Raw genomic sequence first — 18,428 nt, 5'->3', positions numbered from 1 at the left:
GTAACTATCTCATTATCAGCTAACACTGTTAGATAGTAAGCTTTTACCAATCCCGCGATTAGCCTTTGTTTTAAATACAAGGAGCGGCACTGGGCTCTAATGAAATACAGAAAATTCAATTAACCTAACACTGTTAGATGCACACACAATTATAGTAAACTCAGAAGAACGCCCCGATCAGGTAGTTTTCTGATCGGGGCGTTCTTTCATTTCCCGGATGACTACCTGCGATGTTGTTTTACACTTTCGGCTCCCAGCCCTTTTCGTAATCGCGGCTCCAGAGCTTTTGCGCTTCTTTGTCACCAATGATATGGCCGTTTTTGGGGTCGATTTTCAAATCCCGGCCCACGCGCCAGGCGATGTTGCCCAACTGCATCGCCACCACACTTTTATACCCCAGTTCCACATCGCAGTTCGGACGGTGGTTGTTCTTGATTGCGTCCAGAAAGTCGGCAACGTGGAGATTGTCCATGCCCAAACTCGGGCTGGCCGTGTTCCGTCCCTGCACATCGCCTTCGCCATCACCGACGGATTTTATTTCCTTCACCAGCTTGCCATCCAGATCGTAGACCTTGTAACTATCGCCACCGGTATCCAGACTGCCGTTTTCGCCGTAGAAAATAATACCCCGATCCAGTCCTTCGATTTTCCGGCCGTTCGAGCTTCGGGACTCCCACATCAGCGACACGCGACCGGGATAATCCATCGTAATAACCTGCGTATCGGGCGTTTCCCAATCGTCTTTGAACTCGTAGCGACCACCTACGGAGGTGACGCGCGTCGGAAAATCGACGTTCAATCCCCAGCGGGCTACATCCACTTCGTGGGTGCCGTTGTTCAGTGCTTCGCCGGTTCCCCAGTGCCAGAACCAGTGCCAGTCGTAATGAATCAAGCCTTCTTTGTACGGCATGCGCGGAGCCGGACCCTGCCACAGTTCATAATCCAGCCAGGACGGAACCGTACCCGGTTTCAAAACCGTAGCTTTGCGTTTGTTTGTGTACCAGGCTTTCGCCAGATACACGCGTCCGATAATGCCCTTGTGCAACTGTTGAATGCCTTCTGTCAAAACCGGTGCCGACCGCCGTTGGGCGCCCATCTGAACCACCTTATTGTATTTCCGGGCGGCTGCAATCGCCAACTCGCCCTCGTGCGGATTGTGGCTGAGCGGTTTTTCAACGTACACGTGTTTTCCGGCCTGACAACCCATGATCGTTAGCGGAGCGTGCCAGTGATCGGGCGTCGCGATGTAGATTGCGTCAATCGACTTGTCTTCCATCACTTTCCGGCAGTCTTTTTCGGATTTCGGGCTGGCCGTCGATTTGACCTTTTTGATGGTGGCGATGGCCTTCGGAATGGTGCGCTCGTCTACGTCGCAAACCGTAGCTACCTCGGCATTTTTCTGGCCGGCAATGGTGCCGCCCATGCTGTTTCCCCGGCTGTTGACGCCAATCGTAGCCACCCGAACCAGTTCATTGGCACCGATGATGCGGTTATAACTCTTGGCACTGAATCCGAAGGCTGTTCCACCGACAGCCAGGCTGGCCGAACCGGCGGCTATTTTCTTGATAAACTCACGTCTTTTTTCCATGCGCAGGTCTTATAACTCTTTGATTTTGATGTTTTTAAACGAAACCTCACCGCCATGCTCCTGCAACAGAATATGGCCTTTTTCAACCGTCCCAAAAGCAGGTTCCGCTTTGTTGAACTTACTCAGCGCAACCGCATCCGTGAAGGCCTGACTGCCGCGTGTAAATTCCAGAATCTTCACGCCGTTCAGCCAATGTTCCACTTTTTTGTCTTTGGAAACGATTCGCACGGTATTCCACTGACCCGGTTCATGGGCCTTTTTCAGGGCCGCATTGGGCGGTATCACATCATAAAACGAGCCCGTCAGGTGGTTTTCTTTCTTGTTGTCTTCCGCCCGTTTATCATCCAGAAGCTGGTATTCCATGCCCAGATTGCCGCCTTTTTCGTACTTCGTGTAAAAATACTTGACGCCACTGTTGCCCGTCGGTTCGATGGTATAGTCAAACGTTAGATCAAAATTCGAATACTGGTTTTCGCTGATAATATCCCCGCCTTTGCCTCCTTTTTTAGCCGTCAGCGTTCCATCTTTGATTTCCCACCCCGCCGGAACCGGCTTTCCCGAAGGCGTTTTCCAACCCGCCGAACTGGTGCCATCGAACAGCAAAACCCAGCCGTCCTTTTTCTCTTTTGCAGTCAAGGTATTAGCCTTCTGGGAAAAAACCGTCGTTGGCAGTAGCATTCCGAGCGTCAAAATGCCTAAAAGTCCTAGTATCGTCCGTGTTTTCATGCGTCTCAATAGCCGGGGTTTTGCTTGATTTTATCCGGATTCGATTGAATAACCGACAACGGAATCGGAAACAGCAGCATGTTGTCGCTCCACGAAGCCGGGTTGAATCCATTCTGTTCTTTCTGCTCCTGCGACATCACGGTTTTGGCCCGCTCCGTTCTGACCAGGTCGAACCACCGGTGATTTTCAAAAGCCAGCTCGACCCGACGCTCTTTTTCGATCGCCAGTAAAAACGCTTCACTGGAAGTAAAAGGCGGATAATCAGCCAGTATACTTGCCGAACCGCCGGTGCTGTTCCGGGCGCGCTGGCGAATTTTATTGAGATAAACGAGGGCCGTTTCGGGCTGCTTTCCCTGACGCACCAGCGCTTCGGCGTAAAGCAAATAGACATCCGCCAGCCGGAGTTCAATCCAGTTGTTATCGTTATCGGAGCCCGCAAACGAGACGTCGTAGTATTTCCGGACGTATTTCTCGTTCACCGTGTTGCCACCCGGCACCGCCACGTAGTTATCGCTCATGGATATGGTTTTCCGCGGATCACCGGTTTCGTAGGCAGCCGACATCGACGGCGTTGGCGCATTAAAACCGCTTTTGTCACCGATCAGAACCACTTCCCGGTTCGAAAACCGGGGCGCAAAATCATTGTTCCAGGGGCTGCCCGTCGTGGTTCCGCCTTTTTTGTATTGAATTTCAAACAAGGATTCGGCCGTGTTTTCGTTTTTCACATCGAACAGCGCCTTGTAATCCGGCACCAGCGAATAGGTCGGAATGCTGATCACTTCCAGGGCTTTGGCTTCCGCCAGGGCGTAGTGCGTTGCGCCTTTTTTCAGGGGAAAACCGGCCATGGTCATGTACACTTTCGCCAGCAGCCCTTTGGCACCGCCCACCGTAACACGTCCTTTGTCGACCGTAGCGTACGAAACCGGCAGATTGGCTTCGGCGAATTTCAGATCCTCGACGATAAAGTCATAGATTTCCTGGGTCGATGTGCGCCCGACGGCGTAGGCTTCCGAGACGGACAACTGCTTGTCGACTTTCGGCACATCGCCGTAGACGCGAACCAGCCAGAAATACATCAGCGCCCGAACGAATTTGGCCTCCGCCTTATACTGCTCTTTCAGTTTTGGATCTTTGAACGGCACGGCGTCAATTTTATCCAGCACGATGTTGCACCGCAGAATGGTGTTGTAAACGTTGTTCCAGAAGTTCAGAACAAACGTATTGTCAGACAGCATCACATCCCCGAAATTGTCGATGGACGTCATGTTTTTAGAGTCACCCGGCACCCAGGAAAAGGTCGTGTTGTCGGAACGAACCTCGCCCATGTAGATAAAAAGCTGGTTGTAGACATTCCGCAGCGACGCATAAGGCGACATAACCGCCTGATTCATATCCTGTTCGGTTTTGTAAAATACGCCCGCATTCATGTCCGAAATGGGCTGGAGGTCGATAAATTCCTCCTTGCAGGAGAAAGAAACCGCAATGAGCAAGACGAGTATAAGAATTCGTTTCATGTTCCAGAAGTTTGACGATCAGGTAATTAAAAACTTACATTAAGCCCAGCGATGATGGTGCGGGCGGCCGGGTAGCCCAAGTAATCACCGCCCCGCGATAACCCGTCGCCCTGGCTGCTCGTTTCCGGATCGAAGCCCGGATATTTTGTGAAGGTGTATAGGTTTTGCCCCGTCACGTAAACCCGTAAGCCCTTGACGTGCAGGCGCTGGGTGAGGGCCGGTGCAAAATTGTAGCCCAGCGAAACATTCCGGATGCGCAGGAAAGAGCCGTCTTCCACCCAATAGCTGGAAGGCTCTTTTTGTAAGCCTTTCGGATCGCGGTTGGCCCGCAGAATGTCGCCCGATCCCGGGTCACTTTCCGACCGCCAGCGATTGATCAGCTTGGTCCGTCCGTTCCGGTCACCGTGGTAAATACCGACCATCCGGTTGAAAAAACTAAACAGTTTAGCCCCCTGCGAACCGGTCAACTGCACATTCAGATCGAAGCGGTTATACGAAAAATCGTTGCTGAAACCGTACATAAATTTGGGTTGGTTGTTGCCCAGATAGGTTTTGTCAGCCGCACTGATCACGCCGTCTTTGTTGATATCGATGTAGCGCGGATCGCCGGGGTGGTCGTTTGCCAAATGGGGCGCAGCATCCAGTTCCGACTGATTTTTGAAGACACCGTCATACTGGTAGCCGTAGAACGTGGCAATGGGCTGGCCAATCGTCGTGATAAACGTATTGTTGGCATTGGGCGCGCCCGCATAAATCGGCAGTCGATCCGGCCCCAGCGCCAGCACTTTGTTTCTGTTGAAGGAAATGTTGAAATCCGTCGACCATTTCAATTTACCGATCAGGTTGCGGGTTCGCACCAGGTATTCCATGCCTTTGTTTTCCACCTGCCCGATGTTCTGAAGCTGCGTGGCATAACCGGTCAGCGTCGGAACCGGCACGTTCAGCAGCAGATCGACCGACCGGCTGTTGTAGAAATCCGCTTCCACCTGAATCCGCCCGTTCAGTAAGCCCAGGTCAAAACCAAGGTTCCATTGGCGGGTTTTCTCCCAGCCCAGATCGGGGTTCGGGTAGTTGATCGGATTGACGGAATTGACCAGGCTGTTGTTCAGGATGTAATAATTGGAACTGGTGCGGGCAATGGCGTCGTAATTTCCGATGCGGTTATTGCCGACCAGACCCCAGCTCGCCCGCAGTTTCAGGTCCGTAATTTGCCGGATGTCCTGCATGAACGGTTCGCTGCTCACCCGCCAGCCGACGGAAAGCGAAGGAAACGTCCCCCATTTGTTGTTGGCCCCGAACTTGGATGAACCGTCGGTCCGGATGCTGGCCGTCAGTAGGTATTTTTCATCGTATGCGTACGTAAACCGGCCTAAATACGAAATCAGCGAATTGCGGAATTCCGTGTTGGTTCCGCCCACAATCTGCCCGGCATTCAGGGTCCGGATCACGTCGTTGGGGAAATTCTGGGCCATCACCTGCGTGTACTCACCGAAGGTTTTTTGGGCCGTATACCCGGCTAACAGGCCAATGGCGTGCTTGTTGAACAGCGTTTTATTGTAATTCAACGTATGTTCGATCAGCCAGTTGCGGTCCAGCCAGGTTTCATTCCGGGCATCGGCGGTTTTGGGCGCGCGCGAACCGTCGGTATCGACAAACGAAGGGCGGTAGTATTTCAACCGTTTATTTTCCAGCGAACCGTTCAGGCTGATCCGGTATTTCAGGCCTTCGATGATTTCATACTGGCCGTAGACCGAGGCAATGAGTCCGTTTCTGGTCGTAAAATTGGTTATGTTTTCGGCAATCCCGACCGGGTTGGCAACGTCACCCGCCCAGATTTCGGGGTTCCGAACCTGCGAACCGTAGGTACCATCGGCATTTCTGAGCGGATAAATCGGGGGCAGGTAAACGGCATAGGCCAGCGGGCTGTCTTTGCCATCATCGACGTTGTTGTTCTCCGAATAATACGCGCTGATCGTGGTACCGATTTCCAGCTTTTTGCTGATGTTCGACGTAATGTTCGCCCGCAAATTGTACCGTTTGAAGTCGGTTTTAATCTGAATACCTTCCTGATTCGTATACCCTGCGGAAATCGCATACCGGGTTTTTTCGACGCCCCCGGTTACGGAAAGCTCGTGCCGCTGCGTTGGGGCAATCCGGAAGATTTGGTCCTGCCAGTTGATGTCCGCAAACTGGCTCGGATCATTGAAACGTTCGGGAATGACGTAAAAGCTGGAGTTGGTATATTTTTCGCGGACGGAATTGGGATCATTGATGGTATGCGGGGCATTGCCGGGCATCGGTGCCCGATCCAGCCAGGCCTGGTTGTGGCCGTCTTTAAAAAACTCAATGTATTCGCGGGTGTTCATCACGTCCATTTTTCTGGCAACCTGCTGAATCCCGTAAAATGCGTTGTAAGAGATGGTTGGAGCGCCGATGCTCCCTTTTTTCGTGGTAACAATAATAACGCCGTTGGAACCCCGCGACCCGTAAATGGCGGTGGAAGAGGCATCTTTCAACACCTGAATGCTTTCAATATCGGAAGGGTTCACCAGTGAAAACGCACTGCCTTCAATCGGGTACCCGTCGATCACGTAGAGGGGCGTATTCCCCGCCGTAATCGATCCCGTTCCCCGCACCCGAACCGACAGCCCTTCGCCACCGGGAGCGCCGTTGATCTGCTGCACCTGCACCCCCGCCATCTGGCCCACCAGCGCTTCGCCGTACGAAACCGCTGCCTTGTTCTTGAACTTATCCGCCGAAATGGTTGCAATGGCGCCCGTCAGGTCGGCTTTTTTCTGCGTACCGTATCCCACGACGACCACTTCACTCAGCGTTTTGTCGTCGGATTTCAGCGTGATCATAAACGTGGTCTGGCTGTTGACCGGAACTTCCTGATTCACAAAACCAACGTAGGAAAACACCAGCACCGATTTGGTATCCGGCACCGAAAGGCGAAAAGCGCCTTCGGCATCGGTGGACGTTCCCTTGGTCGTGCCTTTCACCACCACACTCACCCCCGGAAGGGCCAGCCCGGCTTCATCCCGCACGGTTCCGCTGACGGTTTGCTCGACCGATCCCATAAAAGCCGTGTTTTCATTAACTACCGGCAGGGAAGACTCGGGTTTGGAAGGTTCCGAAATCGGTGAGATAACAATCTGCCTTCCAACGACTTCGTAGCGGAGCCGAAGCGGTTTTACCACTTTATCCAAAACGGCCCCCAGCGATTCGTTGGACACAATGAGGGTCGTTTTTCGATCGAAGGGAATCTCCCGGGGCCGAAACGCAAACCGAATGTTGGTCTGGTTTTCGATTTCTTTCAGCACCTTGCGTAAGCCCTGATTTTCAAACCGAAAGCTTACCCGCTTATTCAATACTTCCTGGGCGGTGGCATCATAGGCCAGCGAAACACCCGTACAAATCATGGCCAGAATGACCTGGGCCAGCGAGAGTTTCATGAGTAACAGCAGGGTTTGGATTGGTATTGGTTTTTTCATTAGCTTTAAAGGTTTTGTTAAATTTTTGGACAAAACAACCCTCTTCATCCTGAAAAGGACGACGGCAAAACCAGCGCATCGAGGGGGAATCGGCATCAGTGGTGTTACGAGCATCACTGATGTTTTTTTGGGTAAAAGCTTATTGGATTGGCATACCGGCAGGGGTTTATTACAAGGGTTTAGGACAGCCTTTGCTATAGATTACGATCTGCGCATTGAGCAATTTGTACCGGGCGTCGAGCACTTTGCAAATGACATCCAGCTTCTGAAAAAGATCTTCATTATCGATGCTCATCGTCAGCGTACAATACTGCATCACTTCCTCATCGAAAATAATATCGATCCCGTAAGCCCGCTCGATGGCCGTAAAAACCCGGTCTACCGACGCATCTTCAAATACAAACCGCTGCATTTCTTTTTTGGGAATCAACGGGAGCGGTTTTTCCACCAGCAGTTTGTTGAGGGTCTCAGCCTCGCGCTGAAAAACGACTTTCTGGTTGGGCGTCAACACCATTCCTTTTGACTCCGGGTCGTGAACGCGGCTCGGCTGGTTGGGATAAACCGATACCCGACCGGTTTTGACATCCACCGTCACCGTCGGTGCATCCGCCGGGGCTTTGATCCAAAAACTGGTCCCCAACACCTTCGTTACCAACCCATTGGCATACACGACAAACGGTTTTTTAGGATTCTTTTTTACATCAAAAAAAGCTTCGCCGGTCAGAAAAACTTCCCGTTGGGTTCCTGCCAGTTCGTTCCGGTAACGCAGTCGGCCACCTTTTTGCAGGTCGACCCGGCTGCCATCCGCCAGTTGAATGTGCATGATCTGACTGGCTTCATTGAGCGTTTCCACCCATTCATTCCCGGTCAGAGATCGTTCTGCCGGCGAAAAACCGGCTTTGTCCAGTTGCTGCCAACCGAACCAGCCGACGCCCAGCATCAGCAAAACCGCTGCCGCTACTTTCCAAACCCGCAGTCCGGTAAGCCAACGTTCCACCGGCAGCGGACGGGCACTTTCGAGCGTATCTTCGATTCGGTTCCAGATAATATCTACTTTCTGCGTTAACGCGGGCTGGTGCTGAATGTCCCGCAAACCAGCCACCAGTTGCCGGGCTTCGGCCACCTGGTAATACCTTTCCGGATACTCCCGCAGGAATTCCGTCCAGAAGGCTTCCGTTTCGGGACTCGGCGAGCTGACCCACTCCTTGAAGTAGTCGTCAGCCGCCAGATCCTCCGTGCTGAATTGATAATAATTCATGGTTGTATATGCGTTAAGAATCCTTCCAGCCCAATCCACAAAAGTCCCCAGGAAAAAATCCGGACGGCTTCCCGGAGTGTTTTCAGCGCGGAGTAAATAAACCGGCAGGCCGACTGGTAGTTGACGCCCATAATCCGGGCAATTTCCTCGTTGCTGAAGTGCTGGTAAAAGCGAAGATTCAGGGCTTCCTGCTGGCGGGGCGTCAGCAGATCGTAGCTTTTGCGAAGTTGCCGCTGTACCTGTTCCCGTTGTTCGTGCTCGATGAGGGTATTTTCAATGATAAAGTCGTCTGCCGTATGGACGGTGTCAATATCGGAAGCCTGAAAGAACGGATCGCGGTGGCGGGTTTTGTTGATCTTGTTGCGCAACGACCGGAACAGGTAAAACCGGATCGAATCCGTGTCGCTCAGGTTGGCCCGGCTTTGCCACAGTTCGATGAACAGGTCGTGAATGCTGTCTTCGATGAGCGGCACATCGTTGGTTACTTTGTAACCATAATTGAGCAGGTCGCGCGCATACAACCGGTAAATCTGTTGAAAAGCCGCTTCATCCCCCTGGCGGAAGGCATACCACAAATCCATAGGGGGATGATAAGTCGGCACAGTGATAAAAGGTCGGGTTAGGAATAGTTGAACAATGGTAGGATTTATCTGCCCAAAACCATGTCCGTTTAATTACTAATGCCGAGTCATATCGATTTTAATCCTTTTTTTTCTAAAAATAGTTGAAAAGCCGGGCTGGAAGTTCAAAAAGGCCGGTTTATTGATTTTCAGGAAATACGCGTTCAGGGCATTCGATCGGTCATCTTTACGGAATTGGGTGATCGATGCCAATGAGCAGGTTTTTCAGGAATCCAATTAAACCCGGTGTAATGGCTTCCGCGCTGGTTGAACCGCCTTGTCAGGATCATTTCCCGGTTCGTATATTTATTAAGGTTCACTGAACTTTTTAAAGGCTCCTATCCCTTATCATTTTGTAAGGGCATAGAAAAGTCAGCCGTGCCGTTTTAGCGCGGATTGACGCCAAATTCCCCGTTTGTTCAACAAATCATCCTTCGTATGGCAACTATTGCATTGTATGGATTCGGTCGCATTGGGCGGCAGTTTCTGCGTGTTGGCTTGAGCAACAACCTCTTTGTTCCCGTTTCGATTTCCGACATCCGTGATGAGTCCACCCTGGCGGCTCTGTTTGCGGTCGATACCAACTACGGCCGCTGGCCGGAGCCCGTTTCGGGCAGCGAAGGCCAGTTGACCATTGGCGACCGAACCATTCCGTATATCAACTCCGCCAAGGAAGTCCCCGACTGGAAGGCGCTGGGCGTCGATCTGGTGGTCGACTGTACGGGCCGGGCCACCACCCGCGCCGGAGCGCAAGTCCATTTGGACCGGGGCGCTAAATACGTGCTCATCAGTGCGCCCAGCAAATCCCTGGCCGATTGCGATGCCGTATTGCTGAAAGGCATCAACCTCGACACGTTCGATCCTGAAAACCACCACATCATCAGCATGGGAAGTTGCACGACCAATGCGCTGGCGGCCGTGGTGAAAGTGATTCGGGAGAATTTCGGCATTCAATACGGTTTATTTTCGACGGTTCACTCGTATACGAATACTCAATCATTGACGGATCAGCCGATGAAAGACCGGCGGGATTCGTGGGCTGCGGCCGAAAACATCATTCCGTCGTCGTCGGGAGCCGCCCGCGCCTTGCAATTTATCTGGAAAGACCTCAAAATCACCGGGAAAGCCTACCGTGTTCCGACGCGCACCGGCAGCATCGCCGAGTTAAACCTGATTACTGAAAAAGACTGCACCGTACAGGAAGTTAATGACGCGTTCCGCAAAGCGGCCTCGGAAGGTCCCTTGAAAGGGGTGTTGGATGTGCTGGAGCAGGAGTGGGCCTCGTCGCGGATTGTGGCCGACCCGCATTCGTCCATTATCGATCTGCCACTGACAGCGAAAGAAGGGAATCTGCTGTCGGTAGCCGCCTGGTACGACAACGAATGGGGTTTCTCAAACCGCCTGGCCGAAGTGGCCGCCCACCTGGCCGAACGGATTTAACAGCGTTTTGTCTACATTGCCTTTCAAGCCCACAGTTCCCATTTTAACACACACAACAGATGAAAACAAGTATTGGTATTTCAGCCGAAAACCGGGAGGTTGTCGCTCACCAACTGGCCAAATTGCTGGCCGATGAATTTGTATTATACACAAAAACCCTCAATGCCCACTGGAATCTGGAAGGTATGGATTTCCATTCTGTACACCTGTATTTTGAGGAGTTATACACGCAATCGGCGGAGATTGTGGACGAGGTCGCGGAACGGATTCGCCAATTGGGTCATTATGCGCCCGCTACGCTGAAAAGCTTCCTGGAACTGACGCACTTAACCGAGCACGATGCCGGTGGAAACGACAGCCGCAGCCTGATCAAAAAACTGCTGGCCGACCACGAAAGCATCATTGCGTTTATCCGGGGCAATATTGACGAATTTGCCGACGCCCACAAAGATGCCGGAACGAGTGATTACATCACCGGTTTGATGGAAAAACACGAGAAAATTGCCTGGATGCTGCGGGCGCATATTAAATAAAAGGGAATTTTAAATGTAAAATGATGAATATCGAATGTAAAAGTAGCCAGGCGCTCTTCAAAAACTTTTACATTCGATATTCATCATTTTACATTTAAAATTCAGGTTCATTAAAAATCGGAATCGCTTCATTAATTCGTTCCGCCGGATTCTCTCAGAATCTCCACCCAGCCCTTGTAGATTTCCTCCGGTGCAGCGCAATTCAGCCGCGTGAATTTCACCCGAATCTGGTAGTAATATAAACCGCCCGGCAATTCCTGACCGCGGCTGTTGGTACCATTCCAGGTCAGCGCGCCATCGACACTGTTGTTCTGATAGACTTGCCCACCCCACCGGTTGACAATGATCAATTCGGCCGACTCCACAAACCGGGGACATTGCATGGGCTGAAACTCGTCATTTTTGCCATCGCCGTTGGGCGTAAATACATTTGGCATCATCAGATACGGGCAATTATCCTTACAAACCCGGTTGGAAGCCACACTTTCCTGACCACTCCGATTCACCGCCCGGACTTCGTAACACCCCGCGAAGGAAGTCAGATTTTCGTGCCGATAGGTCATCGTGGGCGCGTTCACCGACGCCAGCAAAACCAGCTCCTGTCCTTCGCAGGGCGCATAATAAATATTGTATTTGACTACGTTTTGGTCACACTCGCCCGTTGTCGGCCTTTGCCACGTTAACGTGTTGGCGAAGGTTGTCTGATTGCAGAACGCTTCGGGTGTCAGACTGGCGCAATGGAGCGTATCGATGGCCAACTGTGGGGGGCACGGTCTGGTCGTGTCAATGGGCATTGCACACACGCCCTGCGAGAAATTGTTCAGCAACATCGTCGTCAGCGGAGCCGAATACCGCCCTACGGTTTCCACCCGGTAACAATAACTGCTATCGACCGACATGGTCACGGGCTGAACGCCATCGGCCGCGTAGGTATCGGCTCCCTGATCGGTATACGTGTAGCTATTTGCCGTAGTGACCGGAACCACCGCCACCAGGTTGAACGGCCCGTTGGGACCGGTTTTGCTGCGATATACGCGATGTTGCTGGTTGTCGTTGCTCCAGGGCACGCTGGCTTCCCAGGCAAGCTGAACGCGTCGCGTTCCGGGAGTTGCCGTCAGCCGGACCGAACTGGCATTTTCGGTCGCATCGAGCCGCTGCAACTGGCCGGAAGCCGGGTCGGTGAAATAGAATTCAATGCGGTAGCGATAGGCATTTGCCACGGTATTCAATCCACGGTCGGTATACACCGTATCTGCAACACCAGGCTGCAACGTGGTGCTGATGGCCGCAATTTGGGTAAAGTTGGTGCCCGTGAGACCGGTAGCCCGGAACAGGCGGTATTGGAACGGGCCGGTACCGTCGTTGGGGTCGACACCGGGCGGGCGGGTCCAGCGAACCGTGACAACGCCCCGGGTATCGTAGGTACTATCGACGGTGACGTGGGTAATCAGCGGTACCTGTTGGGGCAGCGTCACACAAACCTGCTCAGAAACCGCACTTTGGCCGTTGTTAGGACGGGGTAGAATGACCACAATCCGGTAGCTGTACTGCACACCCCGCGGTAGTCCCTGACTGGAATTGTTATCCGTAAACGTGGTTTGGTCAATCGGCACCTCGCCAACTTTCACGTAGCCGGTCGAAGCCAATAAACCGGCCTCGGTGCAGGGGTCGAGGGTGAGGTTCTCACAGCCTTCCTTGCGATAAATAGCCATTTGCGTGCCCGACGGCAGTGTCGAAACCCCGCAGGCATAGGCAGCCCAATTGAGAATGATGGCGCGTCCGGCCGGGTCCGTGGTCGGGCGGGCGGTGAGATTCTGGGGTTTGGGGGCATAAATCCTGATTCGGAACGATTCAAGTGTTGCCAGTTGAGTCTGACCCGCTCTTTGCGGGAAATCGACAACACGGAAAATGACATCGTACGGTTCGGCCCGGACGTGGGCGCAGTTGGTTTGCCAGCGAAAAGTCGACGTTGCGGGACTGTTCTGAACGCCCGCTGGCGTCAGCGTAGCGGCAGGCGGAGCCACCAGTTGAACGGTAGCATTATTGGGACCTTTGTTGAACGGGCCGCCGTAGCCGGTCAATTCGAGACGGTTTCCGTCGGGATCGGTGGCCGTAATGGTCTGGTTGATGAGCGTTCCGGCCTCCACACAGAGATCTTCCGGCACCTTCAGTTCCGGACGTTTGTTGATGGAAGGCGTCACTATAATTTGAATATCGCGGACAATTTCGCCGATTTTGACACCATCCCGCCATTCTTCCACAATGAACGCAATGTTATATTGGCCTACTTCGGCGGGGGCGTCCCAGCAGACATCACCGGTCAGGGCGTTGACCGTCAGGGTCGCCGGGCCGGTATTGGCTTCATTGACCCGATTGAGACCAATCGTCGTGGGGTCCGAATAACCGGCCACAAAACCCAGGTCGCAGGAAGCATCGTCGGTCTCGTTTATTTTCCCGGAAGGCGTGTAAAGCCGGTAGGCCAGACTATCGCCATCAGCATCGAAAGCCGCCGGGTTGTGGCACCATTTCTGGCCCACGCGGGCCGAATCCAACGGGGGGTTTAACAAAACCGGGGTGCTGTTGAGCCCCAGATTGGCATTCACCACGATGGTTGTCCGCAGTTTAAAGCTGGTATTGATCGAAACGGGAATATTACGGGTTCCTTCGTTCCGGTTGACGATGGTGCAACTGATGTCGTAGACACCGGGCCCCGAATAGGTATAGGTGGTCCGGTAGATGTTGATGGTGGTATTGGCATTGATGTTTCGGGTTTCAGCATCGACCCGGGGCACCCGGCGCATTTGCTGCCCGACGCCGAAACAGAAATTGACATCCCGCTGAGCAAGGGCCGCATCATAGCCCCCGCCGGGGCCGCGTGTGACGTCATAATAAACCGTTAAGGTAATTTCGTAGGTCAGCGACGTAGACGACACCCGCCGGGTCGTAATTTCGCCCGCCCGAACGTGGGTGGCCAGCGCATCCGAAACCGCTGCCAGATTCAGCAATGCCCAGAAGATCAGAAGTAGATACCTTTTCATAGAGCCCGTCGTATTTCATATAAACGGCTCATCATCTGGTTTTTGCATACCAATCCATCGCTTTTGCGTGAAAAAAAACGGTGCTGCTGCTTATATTGCACTGTAAATTTCAATTCCCAATCATGGATACAACGATTGAAAAAGTGTATAAACGCGTCCGGCAGCTCTGGAATGATGAATTTGAACTGAATCCCGGGCACCGGATCATTCAGTCGGTAGAGATGACTCCCGACGAAAAAGTCGAGGTAGAACTGCCGGATTTTCGCTTCCTTTTAGCGGCAGAAAAAGATCATCTTACGGCAACCTTCGAAACCATACCGCATGTTGATGCGCCCTCAGCAGAGGACATGAAAGCCGTTGTCATCCACGTAGCGGACCTGGTCAAAAACCTGACGGGTGAACTACCGGTTGAAATCATTCCGGCCTGACGGTTAGGGCAGGATGGCGCACTTTCCTGTAGCTTGAAAAACAAAAAAGTTTGGCATGAACGACCGTCCGAAAACCGTTCATGCCAAACCCTAAACAGGCGGTGTGGATTTTGTTAATTCGATACGCAGTTCCGAATCAACTGCCTGAAGGCTTCAGCTACGTAGCGGCCTTTTTCAATATCGCCCAGTTGAATCTTTACCGTGTGGACGTAGTCGGAAGGTTTTCCGTCTTTGAAGGTTTTCACCAGTTTTTCTTTGCCTTTGGTCACCAGGCTGACGTAGACATTTTTGCCGTCGACATCGAAGCTGGTGGCATCCGCATTCATATCTTTCAAGGCCAGGTCATAGACGAGCTCCGATACTTTCCGGCCACCTTGTGCTACCGTCAGCTTGAGATCACAGGTGCCATTTTCGGCCGCCAGCGTATAAGTAACCGGCTCTTTTTCACCGGATTCTTTGGGAAGCTGCTGCGAAATCCAGTCCAGCCGGGCTTGTTGACCAGTCGTTGGCACGGGGCTTTTCCGGGATTGCACACACGCCTGAACGGCTTTCTCAAACGCCTGTGACATGTATCGGACGTTCTCCAGATTGTCGGAAGCCAGTTCGATTTCGGATACGTAATTCTGACGGACTCCGTTCTTCGTATATCCGATAAACCGGCGGTTATCACGCGTTTTCAGATCGATGGTGTAGAGTTCTTTATCGACACCCAGTTTGGCCCCTTTCTCCGCCAGATCGGCCAGATTGAACTCATAGACTTCTTCGGTATTGTTTTTATTGTAGGTTTCACGCCGGGTGTACGTACAGATACAATCCGGTTTCAGGCTCTGCTCAATCGTGCGGTCGTTGGTTTTGGCCGGTTGGATGCTCGATTCCAGGTATTTCTGCGCAGCGGGCATCGCGGCAAAAACCGGCTTTTTGGACTCCAGTTGCTTGACCGCCAGCGGAATCAGCTTGCGCCAGGCGGCAGCCACATCCCGGATTTTGTCGGCATCACCACTGATGATTTCAAACGTCTGAACGACATTATCCAGTTTTCCGTCCTTCGCATAGCCCATCAGCTTCTGCTTTTGCTGAACCACCAGCGACAACTCAAACCGTTTGCCTTTGGTTTCCACCTGTAAACCTTCCAGACCCAGATCACCGAGGTTAAACGAGAACGTTTCAGAAGAGGCTGATCCTTTCGCGCCCACTTCACTCCGGCGGAAAACCGCCCGCAACGGGTTATCAAAATCGAAGGTGAGCGCCTGTTCGTATTTGTCAGACCCGATGGCTTCGTTGCCAATGTTGGCTTTCAGCCACTGGCGCAAATCGTCCAGCGTCTCGGGCGTACGGGCGGGTTTGTAGGCTTTTTCGGCGGCCAGAATCACTTTTTTCAACGACTCAACGAGTGCTTTGGCAATGTCCGGATTATCGGCGTAGAGTTTAACGCGGTCGGTCAGGCTCTTCAACTCGCCGTTCTCGCTGTAGCGGACGAACTTGCGGTGTTGTTTGGTATCGGCCAAAACCGCAATCACGTCTCGTTCAACCTTATACGTTACCGTTGAGACATCCAGATCCGATAAATTTAGAAAATACGTATTTTCATCGCCTTTGCCTTTATCGCTGGTTTTGGTCACGGAAAAAGTCGCCCGGTAGTTGGGTTGCGACGCTTCGATTTTCTGAATGAACTGTGCATTTCCCGTTTTGACGGGTTTCAACTGGGTGGATACGCCGGAAAGCGGGCCGGTCATGGGGTCTTGGGCATTGGCCGCGACGCAAAAGGTGGCTGCCAACCAGAACAGTACTGGTTTTTTCATGAGTGTTTAGCGGTATTTGTTGTTGGTATACCGGTTTTAAAACCGTTCGACAAAGATAGGCAGGCGGGGACAGGCCGAAAGCAAACGAATCAGCAAACGGAAGTTCAGCCCGTTCAACTGCACATTTTGCTAACTGAATCGTAAAAACAGAAATGCCGCCGGGATAACGTTCCCGGCGGCATTTCTGTAAAAACGAAAAGTCTATTCTCCTGACTTAGAGGTGAATTGCCTCGCCATAAGCGGCTTCCGTCGCATCCTTGATGGATTCCGAGATGGTCGGGTGGGGGTGAACGGCTTTCAGGATTTCATGACCCGTGGTTTCCAACCGGCGGGCAGCCACCACCTCGGCAATGATTTCCGTAACATTGTACCCGATGAAGTGAGCACCTAACCACTCGCCGTATTTTTTGTCGAAAATCACTTTCACGAAGCCTTCCGGTGCACCAGCGGCTTTGGCTTTTCCTGATGCTGACAAGGGGAATTTACCCACCAGAATGTCATAACCGGCTTCCTTGGCCGCAGCCTCCGTGTAGCCAACCGACGCAATTTCCGGTGTACAGTATGTACAGCCGGGAATGTTGTTGTAGTTCATCGGCTCGACGTGGTCCAGACCGGCGATTTTTTCCACACAGATAATGCCTTCGGCCGAGGCCACGTGGGCCAGCGCCTGGCCTTTGGTACAATCACCGATAGCGTAATATCCGTCCACATTGGTGCGGTAAAAGTCGTCCGTGGTAATTTTACCCCGTTCGGTTTTGATCCCGGTTTCTTCCAGACCGATATTTTCGATGTTGGCCACTACGCCAGCCGCCGACAGCACCACTTCCACATCGAACGTCTTTTCGCCATCCGGCGTCTTGACGTACACTTTGCTAAGTTTTCCGCTTGTATCGACTTTAGTTACTTCCGAACTCGTATAAATATCGACGCCCAGCTTTTTGTACTGCTTGGCGAGTTCTTTCGAGATTTCTTCGTCTTCGACCGGCACAATGCGCGGCAGGAATTCGACAATGGTCACTTTCGTGCCCATTGACGCATACACATACGCAAATTCGACGCCAATGGCCCCGGAACCAATCACCAGCATCGATTCGGGTTGTTTTGTCAGCGACATTGCCTTGCGGTATTCGATCACTTTTTCTCCATCGATCGGGACGGCGGGCAGGGCGCGAGCGCGGCCACCGGTGGCAATGATAATGTGTTTGGCTTCGTATTCAGCGGTTTTACCGTCTTTATCGGTTACATCGATTTTCTTACCCGGTTTTACTTTACCGTTTCCGAACAGAACATCGATTTTATTTTTCTTCATCAGGAAGGTAACGCCCTTGCTCATCGAGTCGGCCACACCCCGGCTGCGTTTGATCACCGCGCCAAAGTCCGGTTTTGCTTCACCACTGATGGTAATACCGTAATTTTCAGAATGTTTGATGTATTCAAAAACCTGCGCGCTTTTCAGCAGGGCTTTGGTTGGGATACAGCCCCAGTTCAGGCAGATTCCACCCAGACTTTCGCGTTCGACAATGGCGGTTTTCATACCTAATTGTGACGCACGAATAGCAGCTACGTAGCCTCCGGGGCCGCTGCCAAGAACAATTACATCATATTGTGATGCCATAATTTGCGGAATGTTAATGAGTAGTAGAATTAACCGTAACTCTATCAGGGGAACGCAAAGTTAGTTTGAAAAGTTGATTTACCACCTACTTCTACTCCGGCCAGGTTTTCAATCATCGCCTATTCCCGCATTACTTTCCGCATCCTTTCCCGTCTAAGAAGAAATCGTCTTGAAACCGTGCGTTCATGCCACAGGATTACGATAAGATTTTTCGGGAAAATCTGGCAGCAATCATTTTGCCCCTGGTTCGGAAAACCGTTGGCCTGAATCCGATCAGGGTCGAAAATCTGCCCGAAAAATTGCAGCGAACCGTCGAACGGATTTCCGATTTTTTATTGGTCCGTGCATTAGTCCGTAATAAACCCAATTTCCTTT

The 18,428-nt window shown here is 52.2% G+C and carries 12 protein-coding genes and 1 pseudogene; 4 read left to right on the top strand and 9 right to left on the bottom strand.

Going from position 1 to position 18,428, the window contains the following annotated elements:
• Nucleotides 1-238 precede the first annotated feature (238 nt).
• The 6 genes from FH871_RS18350 to FH871_RS18325 form a co-directional block, all read right to left on the bottom strand.
• Complete coding sequence (locus tag FH871_RS18350; RefSeq protein ID WP_138992872.1) at nucleotides 239-1,588, bottom strand: Gfo/Idh/MocA family protein; 1,350 nt, start codon at nucleotides 1,586-1,588, stop codon at nucleotides 239-241.
• Nucleotides 1,589-1,597: 9 nt separating this feature from the next.
• Nucleotides 1,598-2,314, bottom strand: a complete 717-nt coding sequence (locus tag FH871_RS18345; RefSeq protein ID WP_138992871.1) for a DUF1080 domain-containing protein — start codon at nucleotides 2,312-2,314, stop codon at nucleotides 1,598-1,600.
• Nucleotides 2,315-2,319: 5 nt separating this feature from the next.
• Nucleotides 2,320-3,828 carry a RagB/SusD family nutrient uptake outer membrane protein gene (locus FH871_RS18340; RefSeq protein ID WP_138992870.1) on the bottom strand — a complete coding sequence of 503 codons (1,509 nt, stop codon included), beginning with the start codon at nucleotides 3,826-3,828 and terminating at the stop codon, nucleotides 2,320-2,322.
• 26 nt (nucleotides 3,829-3,854) lie between these two features.
• Nucleotides 3,855-7,322, bottom strand: coding sequence for a TonB-dependent receptor (locus FH871_RS18335; protein ID WP_138992869.1), 3,468 nt, complete (start codon nucleotides 7,320-7,322; stop codon nucleotides 3,855-3,857).
• A gap of 169 nt (nucleotides 7,323-7,491) precedes the next feature.
• A complete protein-coding gene (locus FH871_RS18330) occupies nucleotides 7,492-8,580 on the bottom strand; it encodes a FecR family protein (protein WP_138992868.1) in 1,089 nt (362 codons plus the stop codon).
• Entirely contained in the window at nucleotides 8,577-9,161 is a 585-nt protein-coding gene (locus tag FH871_RS18325) for an RNA polymerase sigma factor (protein ID WP_138992867.1), read from the bottom strand. The genes FH871_RS18330 and FH871_RS18325 overlap by 4 nt, the downstream gene beginning before the upstream one ends.
• A gap of 477 nt (nucleotides 9,162-9,638) precedes the next feature.
• Here FH871_RS18325 and FH871_RS18320 point away from each other — a divergent pair, with 477 nt between their 5' ends.
• Together FH871_RS18320 and FH871_RS18315 are read left to right on the top strand one after the other, a co-directional pair.
• Nucleotides 9,639-10,640 (top strand): type I glyceraldehyde-3-phosphate dehydrogenase, encoded by a 1,002-nt coding sequence (locus FH871_RS18320; protein ID WP_138992866.1) that lies wholly within the window; start codon nucleotides 9,639-9,641, stop codon nucleotides 10,638-10,640.
• Between the two features lie 59 nt (nucleotides 10,641-10,699).
• Complete coding sequence (locus tag FH871_RS18315) at nucleotides 10,700-11,173, top strand: Dps family protein (protein ID WP_138992865.1); 474 nt, start codon at nucleotides 10,700-10,702, stop codon at nucleotides 11,171-11,173.
• 131 nt (nucleotides 11,174-11,304) lie between these two features.
• Here FH871_RS18315 and FH871_RS18310 read toward each other — a convergent pair whose 3' ends face one another.
• Entirely contained in the window at nucleotides 11,305-14,211 is a 2,907-nt protein-coding gene (locus FH871_RS18310) for a gliding motility-associated C-terminal domain-containing protein (protein WP_138992864.1), read from the bottom strand.
• Between the two features lie 122 nt (nucleotides 14,212-14,333).
• On the opposite strand from FH871_RS18310, the gene FH871_RS18305 reads away from it, so the two are divergent.
• On the top strand, nucleotides 14,334-14,639 hold the full coding sequence (locus tag FH871_RS18305; protein ID WP_138992863.1) for a hypothetical protein: 306 nt from the start codon (nucleotides 14,334-14,336) through the stop codon (nucleotides 14,637-14,639).
• A 113-nt stretch (nucleotides 14,640-14,752) separates the two neighbouring features.
• Here the strand turns inward: FH871_RS18305 and FH871_RS18300 are convergent, their stop codons facing one another.
• Nucleotides 14,753-16,438: a hypothetical protein gene (locus FH871_RS18300; RefSeq protein ID WP_138992862.1), complete on the bottom strand. Its 1,686-nt coding sequence runs from the start codon at nucleotides 16,436-16,438 to the stop codon at nucleotides 14,753-14,755.
• Between the two features lie 214 nt (nucleotides 16,439-16,652).
• The gene (lpdA, locus tag FH871_RS18295; RefSeq protein WP_138992861.1) at nucleotides 16,653-18,053 is read right to left on the bottom strand and encodes a dihydrolipoyl dehydrogenase; all 1,401 of its coding nucleotides are present in this window, start codon (nucleotides 18,051-18,053) and stop codon (nucleotides 16,653-16,655) included.
• Between the two features lie 185 nt (nucleotides 18,054-18,238).
• Between lpdA and FH871_RS18290 the strand changes: the two are divergent.
• Nucleotides 18,239-18,428, top strand: a pseudogene (locus FH871_RS18290) (hypothetical protein); the annotation flags it as partial.

This window comes from Larkinella sp. C7 (genome assembly GCF_006149005.1).
Classification (GTDB): domain Bacteria; phylum Bacteroidota; class Bacteroidia; order Cytophagales; family Spirosomataceae; genus Larkinella.
This window is presented reverse-complemented; position numbering and strand designations above follow the sequence as displayed.